The following is a 19,661-nucleotide window of genomic DNA, read 5'->3' as shown; positions in this document are numbered from 1 at the left end:
AAGAATTGGGATCACACCAGCGCGATGCATAACTGATTTTCAGGAGGGGGTTTATTGCTGCTGCCGTTTTGTTGACTGGCTCATTTCTTCGCAGTCTTTTTTGATTTCTTTTAACGCCGCCAGAATAGCCGGTGGCTTTGCAGCGCTGATTGCTGCTGCAAGTACAATTAAGTCGGCGGTTAAATCAATAAACATAGCAATATTTTTGATATTTTTAAGTCGCTGTCTGGCAGTTCCGATTGTATTCATCATACTTTTTTGCGATTCAACCAATTCTGATACCACACAATTAGCTGCATCGATATACAACCCGTTTGCTTTTTGGCGAAGGACAATCTCATCCTGAAATATAAGCTGGGCATCGGCGCGCTCAATTTCTTTGCGTTTTATCGCTTTCATTAAACGTTCGTGAATAACATCTGCGCAACCAGTGAGTTCAGCAGCAACTGCTTCGACTTGCATTGAGGTAGCTAACGCCATAACGGCCTCCTGTATGTCCTTTTAATTGCGGTTATTACATCGATTCAATATGTTTGTTGATGTCTTTGATATCGCGTGAAAACTGTTTTAGCGAATCCTTAATTTCTTGTTTGGAGAGTTTATCCAGATTATCAAATAACAATTGGTGCCCTTTCGCAATTGTTTGAATTCCTTTTTTCGCTTCCTGATATTTTTTATCGGCCTGCTCATACTCAAATGCTTTGGTTTGCTGGTGTGCTCGGGCAAGTGTTGCAAGAAGCTTAGAGTCTGATTCATCCACAAATGACAGCTCCACCTCCAACAATCCGTTAATAGTCTTCCATTCGTTATCATTTGTTTTTTGATAATAATCGACTAATTTTTTCATCCCATCCAATGTGGTTTGCAACGGCTCATTGCCCTCCTTGATAAAATCCCTCACTGCATATTGCAGGTAAGACGATGTCGCCCATTTTGCGAGGATTTTGGCAAGGCCGGAAGTAGCATCGGCTTGGGTTTTATCAATGCCTAATTCGGGATAGGATTTTATCCCTGATGAAAGGGAATCAATATTCGGTGAAACGTCAAACGATTTATCACCGGCCAATTTGGCCAAGGTCTGCATATACAGTGCGGCAGTTTGATGGATTTTTAGCAGGTCTTCATAGGCAGCTTTGCGACGGGCATCATTTTGCTGCGCCAATTGCGCAGCCTCACCCGACACATAAGGCTGCTCGCGATAATAAGTATCGCGAAAACGTGTGGTTAGTTCCGTGTATCCCGACAATGCAGCCGACTGGCCAGCGAAATCTTGAACCTCTTTGAGATTCGTGCAACCCAATAATAAAAGGGTAAGCGTGAACGCGATAGTGATTTGAAAAAATTTCATGAACTGTCTCTTTGTATACTCTGCGATGTATATTCTGCGATGAGCATGCTGTAAAACGCGATTTGCGTTATTTAAAGCGGGACTTTAGCCAATCCATCACATGGGATGCATTTTGGTTGGGCGGAAAGACCGGGTAAAACACTTTGATAACTACACCGTTTTCTACAATCAGGGTCAATCGTTTTATCAGTTCAAGCCCGTTATATTCAAACGTGGGTAATGCCAGTGCTGCCGCAAACCCAAGCGAAGAATCGTTCAATAGCTCAAAGGGTAAATGCAAACGGGAAACGGCTTCTTGTTGTGCATCCAGAGGTTGCGAGCTCGCACCAAAAACTTGAACGCCCATATTACTAAATTCGCTATTCAGATCCCTGAATGCGCAGGATTGCGGCGTACACCCACGCGCACCCGGAATGTCATTCCAACCAATCATTGGCGGTGCATCCGGGTGCCCGATCAAGGGATAAAAATATACAACAGTAACGCCGACTTCTGTCGCTAAATTAATAAGCCGTCCTGACGAACTTGATAGTTGCATCGACGGCAGCTGAAAACCAACCAGATGGTTGCAAGCACCATCATCGATTGGAATGGGCAATCCCTCGGGTAAAACTGATAAGTCTTTCATCCTATTATGTCCATTAAATTCCCATTCTGAAGTCTTTAACGCTTTCGTTGGTCAGGGAGACCTTTTCAAACAGGGTTTTGTTGCCGTCACCTATCGGTGATTGTGAACTGACACCCACCCAAATAACCTTGGAATATTCGTTTTTATATAGCTTCGCCAAATTCCAGTTCTTGTTGTCTTGCGAAAAATAAAATGCAATGGTTTTTGAATCAGAGGAAATTTTCAAATACACCGACGGCTGGCCAATCCTTTGATGATTATTGTCATCAGAGGTTTCAATTGTCCGAACACTGACAATCCGGCTAACCGCCCTTTCATCACGTTCAAATGCAAATTTCTGCCACAAGGTCGGCGATACATACACATACAAAGCACCGGCATCATAAGTCTGCTTGAACTCCGGACTTACTTTTGCGGTTAGCGTGAAGGGCTTCGAATTATTTATCTTTGTAAGCAGCACAGGCGCATTACCAACAGCCTCGCCATTGCCGGGATCGTTAAAAAAATCTGTTTTGGCATCGCTTGTTAATGTCATCACACCATCATTAACAACTGTATTTTTTCTGCATTATTCAAACACTTGGTGAAAGCAATTCCGGATAGTGTGATAGAACATGTATCTCCCGCACCAGCAATGGCACAGGGGGCAATTATCGATAGCGCAACAACACCTTGAATTAGCCTATAAAAAGCCATTTTTTTCTTTGTTGATGCGAAAAAAGTGATGGCATTTTTTTCCTGGGTTAACCTGTGTTCACGCATTTTTAGCCTCAATAAGTATTTAGTGAAAGTTCAACAAGCGCCCTACTCATTCCATCAACTTAAGACTATAGAAACGTCCATCGCTAGTTTCAACAACAAGAACACCACACATCTCATTATAATTCGTGTTTAGCTGTGTAGTTGTGCGGCCCCAACACCTGCATCAGGCAGCAAGTTACCTACCCAAAACGCGAAAAAAAACCGCCTCAGTTACCTGGGCGGTTTTTTATGCAATCTGCTTTTGTGCTGACAGATTAGAGCGCGATTACGTTTTCAGCTTGTGGGCCTTTTTGGCCTGGCTTCACGTCGAACTCTACTTTTTGGCCTTCCGCCAGGGTTTTGAAACCTGAGCCAGTGATAGCACTGTAGTGTACGAATACATCTTGACCCGCTTCACTTGCAATAAAACCGAAACCTTTTGATTCGTTGAACCATTTAACGGTGCCTGTACTTCTAGCCATATAAACCTCGATGCTCTTTATTAAATAAAAATGAATACCCCAAGTGGAGCTTTGCTGGCGGATTCAGATGTTACTTATGTAGAACAAACCGAGGTACTAATAGATTTACTGCTAGAACAACGAGGTGATTTACTATAAATAATGCTGCGAAATGGCCAGCCAACTAAATATATTCCCACCTTTTATTCATGTAAAGCGCTTATTGTTATCAGCAATATTGGCAATTTGGTTATAAGACCGCAAAGCCATTGCTATGCGTTCATTATGGCTATCTGCATAGGGTTGGCGCATCCACCTATTTACCCTCTATGCCAAAGCTGCAACAATCGCTGTATCGTTTTCCTCACGCTTTGCGGGGATATACATTCACGAGGCCCCCATGACAGTCAAACAACTGATTCTCAAACCCCAAGATGCTAGCTGCCCGCATGACAAACGCGTGAGCTGCGGCAATTGCCGACTAAATACTATCTGCCTTCCGATCAGTTTGCATATTGACGATATTGACCGTCTTGATGGCATTATCCAGCGCGGTAAACCCCTACAAAAAGGCGACTATTTATACCGTGCGAATGATGCTTTTGGATCGGTATACGCCATACGCTCCGGTTGTGTTAAGGCTATTACCCTGAGCGACAACGGGGAAGAACAAGTCACCGGTTTTTATTTACCCGGCGAAGTTGTGGGTATGGACGGTATTGCCGATAACCGCTACACCAATTCTGTGATTGCACTGGAAACATCTTCGGTATGCGAAATTCCTTTTGAGCGCATGGAAGAATTAAGTTTGCAGATCCCCAACTTGCAACGTCATTTTTTCCAGCTCATGAGCCGTGAAATCACCCAAGACCAACAAGTCATTACATTATTAAGTAAAAGTAGTGCTGAAGAGCGGATCGCGGCACTACTGCTGAGCATTTCAAGCCGTAATAGCCGTCGCCAACTATCAGCAAATGCATTTCGTTTGCCTATGTCACGTACCGATATTGGCAACTATTTGGGTTTAACGATAGAAACTGTCAGCCGTATCCTGACCCGTTTGCAAAAACAAGAAGTGATCGCAGTGGATAAAAAAGAAATCCAAATTACTAACATGGAACAATTGCGCAATATTGCAAATGGCAGTACTAGCTGCTGATCTCCCTGTAACCATTCCTGAGTACCTCTATGATCGACCACCTCCGTCTGGAAAAAACGCTTGCCGCATTTGATGCTGCCAATCTCCAGGATCCGAACACTGAAATGGTGGATGGAAAAACCGTTGCTAAAGAATGGATTTATGCGCAGCGTATGAGTACCCAGCTTGCGCTTTTTTGTGAGTCTCCATCTGAAGCTTTACAGCTTGCTGCACGCAGCCAACATATTTGCCGCTGGAAAATTCCACGCAGCGATTATCCGATGGACCGCAGTGGCTATAAAAAGTGGCGGCTCGACCTTGCACAAATGCATGGCGATATTGCAGGCGAGATTATGGCCAGCCAAGGTTACGATGAAACAATGATCGGCAGGGTTAAAGACCTGTTACTCAAGCGCAGCTTAAAACGTGACGATGAAGTACAAACACTTGAAGACGTTATTTGCCTGGTATTTATCAAGTTTTATTTGGAAGATTTTGCCAGCAAACACGATGAAGAAAAGCTGATTGATATCATCCGCAAAACATGGAACAAAATGTCTGAAAAAGGTCATGCCGCCGCATTGCAATTACCACTTCAAGAATCTCTGTCAGAGCTAGTCGGTAAAGCACTGACGGCGTGATATCGTTTTATAAATTGACTCTTACTAATACAAAGCCATCAATAAAAGGAAAACTACCGTGTATCTAGCCCTTAAACACCTTCACTTAACCTTCGCTGTTTTGTCGTTACTCGCATTTTTTATTCGCGGTATCTGGCTGTTTATAGGCTCAAGTATGCTCACAAAAAAGTGGGTGAAAATTCTGCCGCACATTATCAGTTTGGTTTTATTGGTAAGTGGTATCGCTGTTGCGGTGCATTTGGGAATGTCGCCCGGCAGTCAGCCATGGCTGATGGCTAAAATCATTGGCTTGGTTGTTTATATCGCTTTAGGTGTGGTCGCATTTAAGGCAGCTAACCCGGTTACACGCAAAATCTGCTGGGTGGCTGCGTTATTGGTGTTTGCCTATATCGTCAGCGTTGCTGTAACCAAAACACCTTTGGGATTTTTTGGCTAATACCGCCGCCCCACCTCGTTCTTTACTGTTTACCCCCTGACTTTGTAGTCAGTCGCGCATCAGGAGATAGATTCTGGTGCGCGACTCTTTACCACCACCTCGTCGTTTACCCTATCTTCCCTCGCCGTATCTTTCCCTGCTATTTTTTCCTTAACACTTCCTCTGATATTTCTATAGTGCTCGTCGGTAATTTACGTAAGCCTTATTAGGAAAGGCTCTATGCAAAGACAATTTTATTTACAATACTTGACGCATCTTTAAAAGTGATCTATATCACAGTCTAGTGAACAAGCCTTATATAACTTTAATAATCGGTGAGCCCTAATGAAAAAAATAACTTTGACCATTCTCCTATTAGCATTATCCTCGCTAAGCTTTGCCTGCGATGAAACATGCAAACGCGCAAAGGCCGAAACCGCCAACAACGTGAAGTTTGCCAGCTACCTGAATGCAAAATACTGCAAATCAACAGGATTGGATTTTTTAATGCAAGGCCGTAAAAGCTTGCAGAACTACCGTGATAAACAACTCGCAACCGCACATCGCGGCGGAGCCAAGAATATCCGCAATTTTATTTTGCAACGTAAGGATTGGTTGCAAGAGTGCGATAACTATTTAACCTTGACAGAGCAAGGCCGCATTTTCCGCGATAAAGAAAGTACCGATAAAATCATTTCTGCAATGACCGGCACGGCAGATGAACTACAAAAAATTATGATGCGCCCTAAATCCGATGTAGAAAGTTTGGAGTTGGTTACAGCCCCTGCAGCATTGAAGTTTGATGAGCTGTTCAAAGCAGTCGATGCACACTATCTGGAGCTGCAAAGACGCGGTTTGCTTTAATCTGATTGGATCTATACGAAAGCACCATAAAAAAACCGGCAAAAGCCGGTTTTTTTATGGGTGATTTTGAACATTATCGCAGTGCTATCGTGAACTCTTTTTCAGGAACAATCATGAACCCTTTTTCAAGGACAATACCGAACGCTGCGGTTTGTCAGGGCGCTCGGCAAAACGCTTGGCCAACTCCTCACGCGCTTTGATTGCTTCCGACTTTGCATCTTGTTGCGGACTTGATTGCCATGACTTGGGCGCATTACCACCGGCTTTTGCGAGAAACTCCAAACCCGAGCGCAATAGACGAGCTTGATCTACAAAACTAATCCCTTCCGGGAATTTGCCAGGATAAACTTCTGAAGGATCTTTTGGGTTACCTTCAATCCGGATACTAAATCCACTGGCATGTGTTGCGGTGCCGTTCGCTACATCCGCTGTCCAATCATCAAAATTCATAGATACCACTGAGTTTTATTAAAAGGTTCAGCATTAAAGCATAATCCAATTGTGTGACAAAATAGCTAATTGTCATTTGTTGATGAAACTTTTACAGCCCCCACCGAACGGCGGCGCTGCTCCTCACGGTGCTCCAATTTTTGTGCGCGACGTAATTGACGCTCCGGCGGCAACACACCTATGTGACCTTGATTGCGCTGCTTGGCTAATTCAATTTGTTTTTGTCGTTCACTAAAACGGGTCATCTGCTCCGGAGTCAGTTTGTCGTAGCAACGCGGGCAGCAAACACCCAGCATATAATGTTCTGAAAGCTTATCTTCTTCAGTGATTGGAAAACGGCAGCCGTGGCATTGATCGTAAATACCTTTTTCCAATTGATGATTGACCGCCACGCGGTTATCAAACACAAAACATTCGCCGCGCCACAAACTTTCTTCTTGCGGCACCTCTTCCAGATATTTCAGGATACCGCCTTCAAGATGGTAAACCTCTTCAAATCCCTGGCCCTTTAAATAGGCAGTGGATTTTTCACAACGAATACCGCCAGTACAGAACATGGCAACTTTTTTGTGTTTGGCGGGATCAAGATTTTCAGCAACGTAAGCAGGGAACTCACGAAAGGTTTCGGTTTTAGGATCTATCGCGCGCTCAAAAGTACCGATTTCATATTCGTATGCATTACGGGTATCGATAACCACCACATCCGGATCACTGATCAGCGCATTCCAGTCTTTTGGTTTTACATAGGTTCCAACAATCGCCTGTGGATCTATACCTTCCACTCCCATAGTGACGATTTCTTTTTTCAGTTTTACCTTCATACGATAGAACGGCGGCTCATCGTAGAAAGATTCTTTATAACTGAGATTATCAAAACGACCGTCTGCTTTTAAAAAAGCAGCCAAACCATCGATCCCTGCACGGGTTCCGGAGACAGTCCCATTAATGCCTTCTTCGGCAAGCAATAAAGTCCCCTTGATTCCCAATTCATCGCACAATGTTTTCAAACGAGAAGCGAGGGCTTCGTAATCTGGTAATCGGACAAACTTATACAGGGCAGCAACAACAACTTGACTCATAGGGATCACTTATACGGGTTTCTATTTACAGACACTAAATTTACGGACACAAAATTACAGACAATTAAAGGCTGACGATGGCCGGTTTTTCGCAGGACGCGCATTATAGGCGTTTATTTTTTGCACAACCAGAGTAATTTTACCGGTCGTGCTTACTGCCGCCAAGGCATTGGGGTGATGCGGGGAACTGGCCGCTTGATTGCCATTCCTCCGGGCTAAAGGTATGTAATGCCAGTGCATGAACGCCGGTTTTTAGCTCATCAGAAAGACAGGCATAAATAGATTGATGGCGCTGTACCTGACGCTTACCCACAAAATCCGCTGACACCACAATAACCTTAAAATGGGTTTCAGAGCCGGGAGGCACCGAATGCATATAGCTCTCATTGATGACTTCGAGATGCACAGGCTTAAAGCCCGCATGGAGTTTATCGAGAATACGCGCTTCAACAGGATTCATAGCAGACACCATCACACAGAACCAATAACCAGATCAGCCACATAACAGCTCATTGTCAGGGATAGCATTTTGCTATCCAACCAAAGCTGCCTATGCAAAAAAATATGCCGCATTCTAACGGCAAAGATCTACACTGTGTTGACTTGGAACAAATCACCGCTATTTAAATTCCGGCGATCATGCTCCCTCCTGACTGATAGCAGACCCACCGACTATGAGCGACCATAAATTTTTTATCGACAGGCGCAAAGGCAATGACCGCAGGCTGGATAGCGATCCCTGCAAGAACATGCCATTGGATTTGTACCATCGTAAACGCCGCAAATCCACGGAACGCCGCAGTGAACGCAGCATCGCCGAGGATTATCAGGCGTTTTTAAACAGTACCGAAACTAACCCAACCAAACACTGATCGGGCTAAGCATGAAGAAGCGGGGCTAACTGAACGCACCCGGACTTGCGATGGCGTGGATTAATGTCGGTATGCAGCCGGTCTGCTGCTGGTAATCAGCTTCTACCGCTTTCATCAGCTGCGGAATGACTGTCGCAGGCGCAACAGCAACAACACACCCCCCAAAACCACCACCCGTCATACGCGCACCCGCTTTCCCGTCGCCGGCTTTTTGCAGGATATCTACCAAAGTATCAATCGCCGGCGTAGTGATGTTGAAGTCATCGCGCATAGATGCATGGGACTCTGCCATCACCTTTACCAAGCCCGCCAAATTGCCCGATGCCAACGCATCTGCAGCAGCCAATGTGCGCTGGTTTTCAGTCAGTACATGGCGCGCACGACGAAAGCTGGACTCATCCAATTGCTGCTCGGCAGACAAGAGTTGATCCAGACTCACACCGCGCAAAGACGCTTGATTAAAAAAGCGCGCAACCTGTTCACACTGCTGACGGCGCTGATTGTATTCACTATCCACAAGACCCCGTTTGACACCGCTGTGAACAATCAGAATTTCCCAATCAGCAGGTACTGGAACTGTGCGAACCCCCAGATCCTGACAGTCAATTAGCAGCGCCGCATTTGCCTGACCTCGCGCCGAAATCAGTTGATCCATAATGCCGCAGTTACAACCGACAAAATGATTCTCGGCTGCCTGCCCGATCAGCGCTGCTTGCGTAGGCTCTACAGATTCACCGCTCAGGCTGGTCAGCGCGCGGATCAGAGCCATTTCCAGTGACGCTGAGCTACTCAGACCTGCACCGGATTGCAGATCACCGGCAATATAAAGATCTCCACCAGCAAGTTGGAAACCCGCTTTGCGCAGCTCCTGCACTACACCACGAATGTAATTGTTCCAGGGAGCACTTTGGTCATGCTCTTGCTGTGCATCCAAATCGACAAAGGCAACCTGCTTATCAATATTGTGCGCCACTAAACGCAGCCTGCGGTCAGTGCGCGGTGCAAATGCAATGTAGGTGTGATAATTAATCGCTGCTGGCAGTACAAAACCCCCGTTGTAGTCGGTGTGTTCTCCAATCAGGTTTACACGGCCGGGAGCCTTTACACACCCATTGGGTGCGATATCAAAATACTGTTCAAATAATTCGCTCACACGAGCATTGGAGAGAGTCGTCATGCTCGTCTTACCTCAATCGAAAATGGATAGGGCTTTGCTCACGTAAACGTGCGGCCGCTTGTTCAGGAGACAGATCGCGCTGTGGCTCGGCTAACATCTCGTAACCCACCATAAATTTGCGCACGCTCGCGCTGCGTAGCAGTGGCGGATAAAAATGCGCATGCAATTGCCAATGTGCGACAGATTCGGTATCAGCAGAGTCAGTATTAAAAGGCGCACCGTGCCAGCCCATCGAATAGGGAAATGAGCACTCAAACAAGTTGTCATAGCGTGCCGTCAAATCGCGCAGGATCTTGCCCAAACTGAACCGGGCTGCCTCGCCCAACTCGGTAATACGTGCACAAGGCCACTTGGGAAGTAACAGGGTTTCAAATGGCCAGGCCGCCCAAAAAGGCACAACGACCAACCAATCATCATTTTCCACGACTACCCGCTCACCGGCGGCTGACTCTTTGTGTGCATAATCCAACAACAACGAAACACCTTGTTTTTGTAGATATTCCTGTTGCTGCTGATCTTCTTTGGCGACAAGGCTGGGCAGCTGTGACTGCGCCCAAATCTGCCCATGAGGATGCGGATTGGAACATCCCATCACCGCACCTTTATTCTCAAAAATTTGCACACTGGGATAGGTTTTTCCCAAGTCTGCCGCTTCATTTATCCAGGTTTGAATCACTGCCTGCATTTCCTCATCGCTCAACAGCGGCAAGGTTTTGCTGTGATCGGGCGAGAAACAAATAACGCGGCTGGTGCCGTGCTCAGCCTGAATCCGGAATAAAGGATCAGATGTGTCTGGCGCATCGGGCACCGATGGCATCAGCGCCGCAAAGTCATTGGTAAATACGAATGTGGTTTTGTAATGAGGGTTCAGCTCCCCGCCTGCGCGCGCATTCCCCGCACACAGATAGCAGGCAGGATCATGCGCAGCCGATTCGGGCCATTGGTTCAACTCCTGTTGCCCCTGCCAGGGGCGCTTGGTTCTGTGGGGAGAGATCAACAACCACTCACCCGTAAGCGGGTTATAGCGGCGATGAGGATGCTCATTGACCGAAAATGTCTCTTTCATGTTGGATTCTTATCTGCACATATAAATATGATAATTAACAATACGCGTAATTTACAGTAAAGCTTTATTACCTGCAATCCATCAAAAGAGATTCATCCATAAATTTATTTTGCACATAAAAAAACCCCGACAATAACCACACTGCCGGGGCTTGTTGCAATTAAAGCAGGATCAAGCAAAACGGTTATAGGCGATGATGCCCCAAACCACGACCAACAACATCAAACTGATAAATACCAACGCTGAACCTATGTCTTTGGCGCGCCCGGATAATTCGTGTCGCTCTGATCCCGTGCGATCCACTACCGCCTCTACAGACGAGTTAGCCAACTCAGCCATTAATACCCAAAACACACTGCTGATTAGCAGTATGAGTTCAATATGGGTCTGCGCCAACCAAAAGGCAGCAGGGATCAAAATAATTGCCAGTACCGCCTCCTGACGAAAAGCAGCCTCATATTTCCATACGGCGGCGAAGCCTTTCATCGAATAACCAAAAGCATCGACGATACGCGCCACACCGGTTTTGCCTGGCTTACCCATTAATTCATCTCCCGATAGCAATATGTAGATAGTGAATGGTTTTCAAGTTCACAAAATAGTCACACAAGAATGTTACTAATAAATGGACGCCAGTAATCCACTGGCACGATTTCATCTGCAACTCATTTACAGGCGGTGAATCATGAATACTTTTTTACAGCGCGTCCACCATTTGGATACATTGGCATTCTTGTGGCTACATGTGACTAAAGGATTTCAATATCGTCGCTCTATCAGACTCATTTCACACACAGGTGATGGCCCCGTTTATTTCATTATTGCACTCGCATTACTGATGTTCGAACCTCACACGGGTGCAACATTTTTTTGGGCGGGAATTATTGCGTACACGTTTGATGTGAGCTTGTATTTACTCTTGAAAAATCTCATCAAACGCGATCGCCCTGCAGTAAAAATTTCCAGCTATCAAGCGTGGATTACACCATCCGACCAATTTAGTTTTCCTTCCGGGCATACCGCTGCAGCATTTTTGTTTGCTTGTCTGGTCATGAATTTTTATCCAGTTTTTGCCATACCGTGTTTCATTTGGGCCAGCGCAATTGGCATTAGCCGTGTGCTATTAGGCGTGCACTACCCGACTGATTTGGTTGCCGGCGCATTGCTGGGTAGCGCCTGCGCCTTCTGGGGAATTTACTTGCACTCATTGCTGGTTGCACTGCACTAATTTCATTTAATTGCATGTGTAATCAACTTCATTAACTCCAAAAATTTTATTTAGTGAGAACACATGAAAATATTGTATGGAGTTCAGGGGACGGGTAACGGCCACACGACTCGTGCCCGCATTATGGCGAAAGCATTTGCAGCCGTTGGTGCACAAGTTGACTGGGTTTTTTCCGGGCGGGAACGTGATAAATTTTTTGATATGGAAGTCTTTGGTGATTTTCAGTCTTATCGTGGTATGACCTTTGCCACACAAAACGGCAAAATACAATTTTTCAAAACTATGATGACATCCAATATTGCCCAGCTTTATCAGGATGTTAAAAAAGTGAATGTCGAAGGCTATGACTTCATTATCAATGATTTTGAACCTGTATCTGCCTGGGCAGCCAAACGCGCAGGAAAAAAAGTCATCGGCATATCTCACCAAAATGCATTTTTTTATGACATTCCCAAGGTAGGTAACAATTTTTTTGTTGATTGGTTTATGCATAACTTTGCGCCTGTGACACTACCAGTCGGTTTGCATTGGCATCATTTCAACCAACCGATATTGCCACCTCTGGTAGAAGCATCGCACTACCCGAATACTTCCACCCCCAAACATTATCTGGTCTATCTCCCATTTGCAGGGCTTGATGACATAGTCCCGCAATTGCGTGAATTTCCAGAGTATGATTTTTTTGTTTATCAACCTGTTGATGCCGCTTACGATGATGGACATATTCATGTACGTCCATTTTCACGCGAAGGTTTCCAACAAGATCTGCATCGCTGCGAAGGTGTTATTTGCAGTGCGGGATTCGAGTTGCCCAGTGAAGCGATTCATTTGGGAAAAAAATTACTAGTGCAACCTGTGGCTGGGCAAGTTGAACAAAAGTCCAATGCCATCGCACTTGAACAATTAGGTTATGGCAAAGCAACAAAACGTTTTGATGTTGCAACACTGCGTGAGTGGCTGCCGCAAAAGCCACCGGCACAGCCGCGCAACTATCCAGATGTTGCCAAGGCATTAGTGAATTGGTTGATGCAAGGTGGCAGTGAAGATATCAGCGGATTGCAGCAACAATTATGGCAGGAAATACTCGCGCAACCGACAGCAGATTCGCGTTTGCTTGAAAGTGTTTAGTTTTAATCGAATGAAATTTTTTGCCGATTGGATTTGATGGTGCTGCGCTGGGTTTTTGCATCCATCCGACGCTGCTTTGATGAAAATGTCGGCTTGGTCGCACGGCGCAGTTTTTCAACTTTTACTGCCTCAAGAATAATTTCCTGTAAGCGCGCCAACGCATCTTCACGGTTTTGTTCCTGGGTCCGGAAACGCTGCGCTTTAATAACGAGCACACCATCATTGGTGATACGCTTATCGCCTAACGCCAACAAGCGCGCTTTACAAAATTCACTGAGCGATGAATGAGGAATATCGAACCGCAAATGTATCGCACTCGACACCTTGTTGACATTTTGCCCGCCCGCGCCTTGTGCGCGCATGGCCGTGCATTCAATTTCGTTCAGGGGAATAACAATAGAGGCGTTCACGCGCAACATATCAATGCTGCTCAACGGCCTGATAAATATGCAGGGGCTTACGGTCATCAACCAACACTGGTTGGAGTTCATTATCCAGACGCGTACGCTGTGAATACCAACGCACAATCAGCCCACCAATCACCAGCCCAACCAAACCACTGAGGGTGGTGATACCTTCGTGGGCAAATTGATAATGGGCAAGCGTCGTTGCAATGACCAATGTCAGCAACGGCACCATATAAGCAAGCATTGCCCCTTTAGCGACAACCTCTTCCGGAATACCGATCTGGATTTCATCGCCCAGCTGGTAATCCGCTGGATTGCGCCCTTCCAGCAACACCCAAAGATAAGCCGTATGGCCATCCCACTTGTTAATCAGTGATTGGCCGCAACCTTTTTCTGCCTTACATGAACCACAAGCGGATTTTTGGATGGTTTCCACCCAAACACCGTGCGATTCAATAGCCATAATACGGCCAGTTTCGAGGATCATATTCCCCACCCCACACATGAAGTTAACAACGACAACGTTAACTACCAGAAACATACATCGCGAAGTAATCGCAAACAGAAAGGATTAACTCCCCTTTATATTTTGCGCAATTTTTTGGGCGGTGACGACGGGTATTTCCCCTACTACTGTAATGCGATAATTTTTCCCTTTAATACTCAACGAATCCATTACCGCCAAAGTTGCACCACGTTGCGCCACGCCTTCGGGAATAGCCGCCTCTGTTGGTTCGATGAAGATTGAAAAAGTCGTCAACCCGTCGGTATACATCAACATCTCAATTTGGCTGCGCACCTTGCGCTGTCCAACAAAAGCAAAACCCGGCGGAACCCAATCAATGAGCCAATGTTCAGGTTGCTTCAGCCCGGCAGGATTGCATTCTGATAACTGGGAAATAGTAGAGCGCTGGGTTTGCGCAACCGGTTGCTGCTGAAAAGCAGTGATATCGGGATTCAATTCCAAATCAATAAATTGATAGCGCTCAAGCGCGCGAGCCGACTCATCGACCAACCATGACTTCAACACCAACCCTGTCTCGTTATCAATAGTCAACAACAGACTATGACGAAAACCATCTATTGGTAATGCCAACAAGGCAGTGGCATCGCGTCCGGCAACACGTTCAGGGCCGCGGATTTCAAAACGGTACAGCTGATCGAGGCGCGCAATGTTCGCCCCTAACTGGCTGACTTTTCCTTGCAGTAATTGGTCGCCCAAGGTCTCGCATCCTATGGCTTTGCCGGAGCGTAAAAACTCGCGCTCAGTGCCATTCAACTGCTGCAAGCGTTCGTGCTCTACCCCATCTTCAACCCAGTGGAGAATCCGATAACTCTGCAAAGCAGGATTGTCTTTATGTTGATAAGTAAATGAGCCTTTGTAGTTCAGCGTATGGGGAACACTGGCCATTTTTTGCAAAAGCCGGGCAACCGCAGACGATTGCGAACTTTCCGATTGTTGCTGTTCATGCTGCGTAGAAGAATGGGTATCAGAAGGAGTTACAACATCTGTTTGCGCCCAGACACCAGAGGCCAATAACGCAGGAAGTAACAGGGAAATACGGAGAGAAGTACGCAAACCGGCACAAAAAGACAAAGGAAAACAAGTGATGGTAAACATTCTGGGCTCGATGGAGAGTGGATCAAGGGAGCAGCATAACCGCTCCACCTGTTAATGCAACGAACCGGGCGTAAAACTATTCTTCTATCAGGATGACACGGGTATACGGCAACATACCTTGGCCACTGTTGTGAGAGGCGTTATCGGTATGCTCCTGAATAAGCTGATTGACGTAAGTACTAATATCTTCATTATAAACCGGCGCAGCTTCCTGACGAGGAACATACATTACCCGACGGTTTTCTTGCGGGCGCGACTCGTAGCCGCTTTGAACCGCAACAGTGCGTGCAGACAACGCCGGTGCATTAATGCCTGATGGCAGATTCACGCCTTTGGTTTCAACACTTGGTGCGGGTGTTACTGCCGGAGTATTGGCGGCCATTTGTACTGATTGTGGATCGACTGATTGATACTGCTGGACACCTACAATCAGCACCCCGGCAACCGAGGCAGCCACTGCAACACGACCAGCTTGCTGCCACCAGCGCAAAGGCAAAGCGACAACATTTCCGCTTTCGGTAACGCCAGGGTTTGTAGCAGTAGCAGGAGTCGTTTTGGCAGTTGCAGAATAGACCGGCTCTTCATCAATTGCCGCACTGATCCGCGCAGCAAAATCAGCGGATGCCATCACGGGCAAATCCCCTTTCAGGCCTGCACTGGCAATCTGGAAGCGCGACCAGGTAGATTTAATCTCCGGATCGGTTTCCAATGCCTTCAACAACCGTTGAATTTCCAGCTCGGACGCTTGGTTATCCATCAGTGCTGATAAGGATTCTGCAAGCATTGGGGATTGGGTTTGCTCTGTCATTCTCGCTGATGCCTCTTAAAAGATACTAGCTAGCCTGTACAAACTATTATTAATACATTGCATTCATATTTAGCCAGAAAGCTGCTCCAACAAGGTGCAGCTCAGTTGCTTTTTATGACTGGACGATAGCCGATTAGTTCAAAGAATTACAAAAAATTGTGCAAATTTTTCAGGGGACTTGCATTACCCCTGCGCCCTATGCTCGAAACATGATTAAAAATCTTCGACTAAGGGTTTGATACGCTTATCAATTGCTTCTCTCGCCCGGAAAATACGCGAACGCACAGTCCCCACCGGACACTCCATCACTTCTGCAATTTCTTCATAGCTCAAGCCATCCATTTCGCGCAGGGTGACCGCTGTACGCAAATCATCCGGCAAATCCTGGAACGCTTGGGCGATAGTATCCTGCAGCTCGTTACAAAGAAGGTTATGCTCCGGAGTATTTAGCTCATGCATACCATCGTTGCCATCAAAAAACTCGGCATCTTCGATCTCGACATCACTGGTCGGCGGACGACGGTTACGCGCCACTATGTGATTCTTGGCTGTGTTGATCGCAATGCGATAAATCCAGGTATAAAACGCACTGTCGCCGCGAAAATTGGGCAAGGCACGATATGCCTTAATGAAGGCCTCTTGGGCTACATCCTGAGCCTCGGCATGATCACGGATAAAACGACTAATTACTGCCAATACCTTGTGCTGGTACTTAATCACTAGCAAATCAAACGCGCGTTTATCGCCTTTTTGAACTCGCTCGACCAGTTGCTGATCAACATCAGGCGCCAATTGCGCTGTCATTCTCTAACCCCCAAGTGCCTAACCAAATTGGTTACAGGCCAACTATACCAGCACGCCGACACTTATTGGCTGCTGTACTGGCTTCATCAAACTCACCTACTGGTCTATCCAGTAGTTATCCCGCACGATTGCCTGGTGTAATTAATATAAGCACTGAACCAAAAAAGCATGGTTACGCGTATATGTAACTGTCAGGCCATCGGGTAAACCTATCAGCAGTTGCTCGCTCATAGACCAAACCTGCCATAAAAAGTTCATCATGCGATTATACGGGGTTATTAAACCGGAGGCTTGGTATACTGCGAGCAAACCAATACTCCATTTTCCCTCACTGTGGTTGTGATTCCTCTGATCGGATTTCTTGAATGAAAAAACACTATCAATACGATGTTTTGGTCATCGGCTCAGGTGCCGCAGGTCTTACCCTGGCACTCAGTCTGGCACAGCAAGCAAAAGTTGCTGTCTTGAGTAAAAATGAAATCAATCTGGGGTCAACCTGGTTTGCCCAAGGGGGAATTGCCGCGGTCCTCGATGATCAGGACTCTATCGATGCCCATGTCGCCGACACACTGGTTGCCGGCGCAGGCCTATGCCATGAAGATGCCGTACGTTTTACTGTCGAACGCAGCAAAGATGCAATCCAATGGCTGATTAACCAGGGCGTCAACTTCACCAAAGAGCACAATAACGGCGATTACCATCTAACTAAAGAAGGTGGCCACAGCCATAGGCGCATCATCCATAGCGCCGATGCAACCGGCCAAGCCGTGCATTCCACTTTGATTGAGCGCGTCCAAAATCAAGCCAATATCGATATTTTTGAGCATCATGTGGCGATCAACCTGATCTCCCAGGCCGATGCCAACTCGCGCAAACTGCGCTGCAGCGGCGCGTATGTGCTCGACAACAAAAATGACGCAGTCCATGTGTTTCAAGCCAAAGTGGTGGTGTTGGCAACAGGCGGCGCAAGCAAGGTCTACCTCTACAGCAGCAACCCCGACAGCGCCAGCGGTGATGGTATCGCTATGGCGTGGCGTGCAGGTTGCCGTGTCGCCAACATGGAGTTCAACCAATTCCACCCGACCTGTCTGTATCACCCGCGCGCGAAAAACTTTTTGATTACCGAAGCCTTGCGCGGTGAAGGTGCTTATTTGCGCTTGCCCAGCGGTGAACGCTTTATGCCGCGCTTTGATGAACGTGAAGAGCTGGCTCCGCGCGATATAGTTGCACGCGCAATTGACCATGAGATCAAACGTCTGGGATGCGATTGTGTTTACCTGGATATCAGCCATAAATCCGAGGAATTTATCAGCGAGCACTTCCCTACAGTGAAAGCCCGCTGTCTTGAGTTCGGGATTGATATCACCAAAGAAGCCATTCCCGTGGTTCCGGCCGCGCATTACACCTGCGGCGGGATTATGGTGGATAACAATGGCCAAACTGATTTGAAGCATTTGTATGCGATAGGCGAAACTTCGTTCACCGGATTGCATGGCGCCAATCGTATGGCCAGTAATTCCCTACTGGAATGTATTGTGTACGCGCAGTCGGCAGCGCAACACATCCTTGCCAAATTGGACAAGATCCAATCACCGGAGTTATCACCCCAATGGGATACGTCTCGGGTAAGGGACTCTGATGAAGATGTTGTGATCTCCCACAACTGGGACGAGTTACGTCGCTTTATGTGGGACTACGTGGGGATTGTGCGCACCCATAAGCGGCTGGAGCGCGCGACCCATCGCATCAAGCTGTTGCAAAAAGAAATTGCCGAGTATTACAGCAATTACAATGTCAGCAGCGATTTGATCGAACTGCGCAACCTTGCAACGGTTGCAGAGTTGATTATCCGCTCGGCCAACGAGCGCAAAGAAAGTCGTGGCTTGCACTTCTCGCTGGACTACCCCGATAAATCACCTATTGCACGCGACACTATTCTGGTGCCCACCAATTTTGCCGGGCAGGATGTGATTGTCAGCAAGGACTATTAACAGGAGTCTTAACCTTTCGGTATCAGGCATGCCTGCAGCCATCGGCGCAAGCACGCATTGTCTGATACCGTTAACGCATCGCTAAAGATAGGAAGTGTGATTACTTTTGCGGTTTGCGGATTGCGCAGCGGCAGGATGATAATCCAGGGCCAACATAAAACCGGGCCCGCCAGCTGTAGGGATACCGGCGCATGCTCACTGGCAGAATCATACAACCAGCGCCCATCTTCCCAGTTGCCTCCTGTAAACGCCAAAGAACCTGTGGGCTCTTGCGCAAGTGAGTGGCCATAGGCCCGCCACAATCCCCAGCATAAGCATGCGAATAAGAGTAACCACGCAGGCTGTTCGATAATAAAGGGGGAAAAGACTAACAGCAGTGCTAGCGCAAAAACGCTGTAAGCAAAGCGATAAAAGACCACTAAAGAGCGGGAGCGGTTAAACCTGACCGCTACCAGTAGCGGCAGCGGTTTGGAAACGGGAACAACATCTGTGACTGATGAATCAGTTGTCTTTTTTCTGAAGCCCGGTATTTGCACGAATGATATCCACAATCCGTTGTAATTCAGGGTTGGCAGGATTTTCACGGCGCAGGAACCAGGCAAACAAATCCTGATCTTGCTCCTCCAGCAACAACCAATAACGCTCCTTATCGCTTTGTTCCAATGTCGGGTACACATTTTCCAGAAATGGCATCAACACCAAATCCAACTCCAACATGCCGCGCCGGCTACCCCAAAACAAACGATTGATATCCACACCAGTACCTGTATTTTGCTTTAGTAAGGGCAGGCATT

General features: G+C 46.8%; 27 protein-coding genes. 8 read left to right on the top strand and 19 right to left on the bottom strand.

From position 1 onward, the window contains the following. Nucleotides 1-51: 51 nt before the first annotated feature. From B2739_RS09715 to B2739_RS09690, 6 genes are all read right to left on the bottom strand, one after another. Complete coding sequence (locus B2739_RS09715; RefSeq protein WP_331345665.1) at nt 52-399, bottom strand: hypothetical protein; 348 nt, start codon at nt 397-399, stop codon at nt 52-54. A 115-nt stretch (nt 400-514) separates the two neighbouring features. Further along, nucleotides 515-1,348 (bottom strand): hypothetical protein, encoded by an 834-nt coding sequence (locus B2739_RS09710; protein WP_331345664.1) that lies wholly within the window; start codon nt 1,346-1,348, stop codon nt 515-517. A gap of 67 nt (nt 1,349-1,415) precedes the next feature. Further along, nucleotides 1,416-1,976, bottom strand: coding sequence for a peroxiredoxin (locus B2739_RS09705; RefSeq protein ID WP_331345663.1), 561 nt, complete (start codon nt 1,974-1,976; stop codon nt 1,416-1,418). A gap of 13 nt (nt 1,977-1,989) precedes the next feature. Then, nucleotides 1,990-2,511: a DUF1349 domain-containing protein gene (locus tag B2739_RS09700; protein WP_331345662.1), complete on the bottom strand. Its 522-nt coding sequence runs from the start codon at nt 2,509-2,511 to the stop codon at nt 1,990-1,992. Further along, on the bottom strand, nt 2,511-2,738 hold the full coding sequence (locus tag B2739_RS09695) for a hypothetical protein (RefSeq protein ID WP_331345661.1): 228 nt from the start codon (nt 2,736-2,738) through the stop codon (nt 2,511-2,513). Before B2739_RS09695 ends, B2739_RS09700 begins: the two co-directional genes overlap by 1 nt. Before the next feature lie 254 nt (nt 2,739-2,992). Beyond that, the gene (locus tag B2739_RS09690; protein WP_049630189.1) at nt 2,993-3,199 is read right to left on the bottom strand and encodes a cold-shock protein; all 207 of its coding nucleotides are present in this window, start codon (nt 3,197-3,199) and stop codon (nt 2,993-2,995) included. Between the two features lie 379 nt (nt 3,200-3,578). On the opposite strand from B2739_RS09690, the gene fnr reads away from it, so the two are divergent. The 4 genes from fnr (at nt 3,579) to B2739_RS09670 (ending at nt 6,236) form a co-directional block, all read left to right on the top strand. Continuing rightward, a complete protein-coding gene (gene fnr, locus B2739_RS09685) occupies nt 3,579-4,337 on the top strand; it encodes a fumarate/nitrate reduction transcriptional regulator Fnr (RefSeq protein WP_331345660.1) in 759 nt (252 codons plus the stop codon). Between the two features lie 29 nt (nt 4,338-4,366). Continuing rightward, the gene (locus B2739_RS09680; protein WP_331345659.1) at nt 4,367-4,957 is read left to right on the top strand and encodes a DUF4202 domain-containing protein; all 591 of its coding nucleotides are present in this window, start codon (nt 4,367-4,369) and stop codon (nt 4,955-4,957) included. A 58-nt stretch (nt 4,958-5,015) separates the two neighbouring features. Continuing rightward, nucleotides 5,016-5,393, top strand: coding sequence for a SirB2 family protein (locus B2739_RS09675; protein WP_331345658.1), 378 nt, complete (start codon nt 5,016-5,018; stop codon nt 5,391-5,393). Between the two features lie 324 nt (nt 5,394-5,717). Continuing rightward, entirely contained in the window at nt 5,718-6,236 is a 519-nt protein-coding gene (locus tag B2739_RS09670) for a hypothetical protein (protein ID WP_331345657.1), read from the top strand. 111 nt (nt 6,237-6,347) lie between these two features. Here B2739_RS09670 and B2739_RS09665 read toward each other — a convergent pair whose 3' ends face one another. The 3 genes from B2739_RS09665 to B2739_RS09655 all read right to left on the bottom strand — a co-directional run bounded on the left by B2739_RS09665 (nt 6,348) and on the right by B2739_RS09655 (nt 8,225). Beyond that, the gene (locus tag B2739_RS09665; RefSeq protein WP_331345656.1) at nt 6,348-6,686 is read right to left on the bottom strand and encodes a hypothetical protein; all 339 of its coding nucleotides are present in this window, start codon (nt 6,684-6,686) and stop codon (nt 6,348-6,350) included. Nucleotides 6,687-6,751: 65 nt separating this feature from the next. After that, a complete protein-coding gene (locus B2739_RS09660; protein WP_331345655.1) occupies nt 6,752-7,765 on the bottom strand; it encodes a rhodanese-related sulfurtransferase in 1,014 nt (337 codons plus the stop codon). Nucleotides 7,766-7,904: 139 nt separating this feature from the next. Then, a complete protein-coding gene (locus B2739_RS09655; protein ID WP_331345654.1) occupies nt 7,905-8,225 on the bottom strand; it encodes a BolA family protein in 321 nt (106 codons plus the stop codon). Between the two features lie 214 nt (nt 8,226-8,439). Here B2739_RS09655 and B2739_RS09650 point away from each other — a divergent pair, with 214 nt between their 5' ends. Beyond that, nucleotides 8,440-8,637 (top strand): hypothetical protein, encoded by a 198-nt coding sequence (locus B2739_RS09650; protein ID WP_331345653.1) that lies wholly within the window; start codon nt 8,440-8,442, stop codon nt 8,635-8,637. Nucleotides 8,638-8,662: 25 nt separating this feature from the next. Here the strand turns inward: B2739_RS09650 and galK are convergent, their stop codons facing one another. From galK to B2739_RS09635, 3 genes are all read right to left on the bottom strand, one after another. Further along, nucleotides 8,663-9,814: a galactokinase gene (gene galK, locus B2739_RS09645; protein WP_331345652.1), complete on the bottom strand. Its 1,152-nt coding sequence runs from the start codon at nt 9,812-9,814 to the stop codon at nt 8,663-8,665. Between the two features lie 7 nt (nt 9,815-9,821). Continuing rightward, on the bottom strand, nt 9,822-10,880 hold the full coding sequence (locus B2739_RS09640; protein ID WP_331345651.1) for a UDP-glucose--hexose-1-phosphate uridylyltransferase: 1,059 nt from the start codon (nt 10,878-10,880) through the stop codon (nt 9,822-9,824). A gap of 171 nt (nt 10,881-11,051) precedes the next feature. Further along, nucleotides 11,052-11,423 (bottom strand): diacylglycerol kinase, encoded by a 372-nt coding sequence (locus tag B2739_RS09635; RefSeq protein WP_331345650.1) that lies wholly within the window; start codon nt 11,421-11,423, stop codon nt 11,052-11,054. 142 nt (nt 11,424-11,565) lie between these two features. Between B2739_RS09635 and B2739_RS09630 the strand changes: the two genes are divergently transcribed. Together B2739_RS09630 and B2739_RS09625 are read left to right on the top strand one after the other, a co-directional pair. Further along, nucleotides 11,566-12,108: a phosphatase PAP2 family protein gene (locus tag B2739_RS09630; protein WP_331345649.1), complete on the top strand. Its 543-nt coding sequence runs from the start codon at nt 11,566-11,568 to the stop codon at nt 12,106-12,108. A gap of 63 nt (nt 12,109-12,171) precedes the next feature. Further along, nucleotides 12,172-13,236 (top strand): MJ1255/VC2487 family glycosyltransferase, encoded by a 1,065-nt coding sequence (locus B2739_RS09625; RefSeq protein ID WP_331345648.1) that lies wholly within the window; start codon nt 12,172-12,174, stop codon nt 13,234-13,236. A 2-nt stretch (nt 13,237-13,238) separates the two neighbouring features. On the opposite strand, the gene arfB is transcribed toward B2739_RS09625, so the two are convergent. The 5 genes from arfB to rpoE all read right to left on the bottom strand — a co-directional run bounded on the left by arfB (nt 13,239) and on the right by rpoE (nt 16,876). Continuing rightward, nucleotides 13,239-13,655: an alternative ribosome rescue aminoacyl-tRNA hydrolase ArfB gene (gene arfB / locus B2739_RS09620; RefSeq protein ID WP_331345647.1), complete on the bottom strand. Its 417-nt coding sequence runs from the start codon at nt 13,653-13,655 to the stop codon at nt 13,239-13,241. Nucleotide 13,656: 1 nt separating this feature from the next. Continuing rightward, nucleotides 13,657-14,130 carry a SoxR reducing system RseC family protein gene (locus tag B2739_RS09615; protein WP_331345646.1) on the bottom strand — a complete coding sequence of 158 codons (474 nt, stop codon included), beginning with the start codon at nt 14,128-14,130 and terminating at the stop codon, nt 13,657-13,659. Nucleotides 14,131-14,214: 84 nt separating this feature from the next. After that, nucleotides 14,215-15,264 (bottom strand): MucB/RseB C-terminal domain-containing protein, encoded by a 1,050-nt coding sequence (locus B2739_RS09610; RefSeq protein ID WP_331345645.1) that lies wholly within the window; start codon nt 15,262-15,264, stop codon nt 14,215-14,217. Nucleotides 15,265-15,340: 76 nt separating this feature from the next. After that, entirely contained in the window at nt 15,341-16,072 is a 732-nt protein-coding gene (locus B2739_RS09605) for a sigma-E factor negative regulatory protein (protein WP_331345644.1), read from the bottom strand. Between the two features lie 213 nt (nt 16,073-16,285). Continuing rightward, nucleotides 16,286-16,876, bottom strand: coding sequence for an RNA polymerase sigma factor RpoE (gene rpoE, locus B2739_RS09600; protein ID WP_331345643.1), 591 nt, complete (start codon nt 16,874-16,876; stop codon nt 16,286-16,288). Between the two features lie 365 nt (nt 16,877-17,241). On the opposite strand from rpoE, the gene nadB reads away from it, so the two are divergent. Beyond that, the gene (nadB, locus tag B2739_RS09595) at nt 17,242-18,867 is read left to right on the top strand and encodes an L-aspartate oxidase (protein ID WP_331345642.1); all 1,626 of its coding nucleotides are present in this window, start codon (nt 17,242-17,244) and stop codon (nt 18,865-18,867) included. Between the two features lie 8 nt (nt 18,868-18,875). Here the strand turns inward: nadB and B2739_RS09590 are convergent, their stop codons facing one another. Both B2739_RS09590 and B2739_RS09585 read right to left on the bottom strand, forming a co-directional pair. Beyond that, nucleotides 18,876-19,403 carry a protein YgfX gene (locus tag B2739_RS09590; RefSeq protein WP_331345641.1) on the bottom strand — a complete coding sequence of 176 codons (528 nt, stop codon included), beginning with the start codon at nt 19,401-19,403 and terminating at the stop codon, nt 18,876-18,878. Then, entirely contained in the window at nt 19,369-19,623 is a 255-nt protein-coding gene (locus B2739_RS09585; RefSeq protein ID WP_331345640.1) for a succinate dehydrogenase assembly factor 2, read from the bottom strand. Before B2739_RS09585 ends, B2739_RS09590 begins: the two co-directional genes overlap by 35 nt. Nucleotides 19,624-19,661 lie beyond the last annotated feature (38 nt).

Origin of the sequence: Cellvibrio sp. UBA7661 (assembly GCA_002483365.1) — a bacterium.
Classification (GTDB): Bacteria; Pseudomonadota; Gammaproteobacteria; order Pseudomonadales; family Cellvibrionaceae; genus Cellvibrio.
The sequence above is the reverse complement of the archived record's forward strand: the minus strand, read 5'-3'. Positions and strand labels throughout refer to the sequence as shown.

What these genes read in the sequence shown, in the direction of transcription:
- B2739_RS09695 (WP_331345661.1), bottom strand. Translation starts at nt 2,738, where the DNA reads ATGCGTGAACACAGGTTAACCCAGGAAAAAAATGCCATCACTTTTTTC.
- B2739_RS09630 (WP_331345649.1), top strand. Translation starts at nt 11,566, where the DNA reads ATGAATACTTTTTTACAGCGCGTCCACCATTTGGATACATTGGCATTC.
- B2739_RS09715 (WP_331345665.1), bottom strand. Translation starts at nt 399, where the DNA reads ATGAAAGCGATAAAACGCAAAGAAATTGAGCGCGCCGATGCCCAGCTT.
- nadB (WP_331345642.1), top strand. Translation starts at nt 17,242, where the DNA reads ATGAAAAAACACTATCAATACGATGTTTTGGTCATCGGCTCAGGTGCC.
- B2739_RS09690 (WP_049630189.1), bottom strand. Translation starts at nt 3,199, where the DNA reads ATGGCTAGAAGTACAGGCACCGTTAAATGGTTCAACGAATCAAAAGGT.
- B2739_RS09625 (WP_331345648.1), top strand. Translation starts at nt 12,172, where the DNA reads ATGAAAATATTGTATGGAGTTCAGGGGACGGGTAACGGCCACACGACT.
- B2739_RS09640 (WP_331345651.1), bottom strand. Translation starts at nt 10,880, where the DNA reads ATGAAAGAGACATTTTCGGTCAATGAGCATCCTCATCGCCGCTATAAC.
- B2739_RS09700 (WP_331345662.1), bottom strand. Translation starts at nt 2,511, where the DNA reads ATGACATTAACAAGCGATGCCAAAACAGATTTTTTTAACGATCCCGGC.
- fnr (WP_331345660.1), top strand. Translation starts at nt 3,579, where the DNA reads ATGACAGTCAAACAACTGATTCTCAAACCCCAAGATGCTAGCTGCCCG.
- B2739_RS09635 (WP_331345650.1), bottom strand. Translation starts at nt 11,423, where the DNA reads ATGGGTAAGCCAGGCAAAACCGGTGTGGCGCGTATCGTCGATGCTTTT.
- B2739_RS09670 (WP_331345657.1), top strand. Translation starts at nt 5,718, where the DNA reads ATGAAAAAAATAACTTTGACCATTCTCCTATTAGCATTATCCTCGCTA.
- B2739_RS09705 (WP_331345663.1), bottom strand. Translation starts at nt 1,976, where the DNA reads ATGAAAGACTTATCAGTTTTACCCGAGGGATTGCCCATTCCAATCGAT.
- arfB (WP_331345647.1), bottom strand. Translation starts at nt 13,655, where the DNA reads ATGTTGCGCGTGAACGCCTCTATTGTTATTCCCCTGAACGAAATTGAA.
- B2739_RS09660 (WP_331345655.1), bottom strand. Translation starts at nt 7,765, where the DNA reads ATGAGTCAAGTTGTTGTTGCTGCCCTGTATAAGTTTGTCCGATTACCA.
- B2739_RS09610 (WP_331345645.1), bottom strand. Translation starts at nt 15,264, where the DNA reads ATGTTTACCATCACTTGTTTTCCTTTGTCTTTTTGTGCCGGTTTGCGT.
- B2739_RS09615 (WP_331345646.1), bottom strand. Translation starts at nt 14,130, where the DNA reads ATGATCCTCGAAACTGGCCGTATTATGGCTATTGAATCGCACGGTGTT.
- galK (WP_331345652.1), bottom strand. Translation starts at nt 9,814, where the DNA reads ATGACGACTCTCTCCAATGCTCGTGTGAGCGAATTATTTGAACAGTAT.
- B2739_RS09655 (WP_331345654.1), bottom strand. Translation starts at nt 8,225, where the DNA reads ATGAATCCTGTTGAAGCGCGTATTCTCGATAAACTCCATGCGGGCTTT.
- rpoE (WP_331345643.1), bottom strand. Translation starts at nt 16,876, where the DNA reads ATGACAGCGCAATTGGCGCCTGATGTTGATCAGCAACTGGTCGAGCGA.
- B2739_RS09680 (WP_331345659.1), top strand. Translation starts at nt 4,367, where the DNA reads ATGATCGACCACCTCCGTCTGGAAAAAACGCTTGCCGCATTTGATGCT.
- B2739_RS09710 (WP_331345664.1), bottom strand. Translation starts at nt 1,348, where the DNA reads ATGAAATTTTTTCAAATCACTATCGCGTTCACGCTTACCCTTTTATTA.
- B2739_RS09605 (WP_331345644.1), bottom strand. Translation starts at nt 16,072, where the DNA reads ATGACAGAGCAAACCCAATCCCCAATGCTTGCAGAATCCTTATCAGCA.
- B2739_RS09650 (WP_331345653.1), top strand. Translation starts at nt 8,440, where the DNA reads ATGAGCGACCATAAATTTTTTATCGACAGGCGCAAAGGCAATGACCGC.
- B2739_RS09665 (WP_331345656.1), bottom strand. Translation starts at nt 6,686, where the DNA reads ATGAATTTTGATGATTGGACAGCGGATGTAGCGAACGGCACCGCAACA.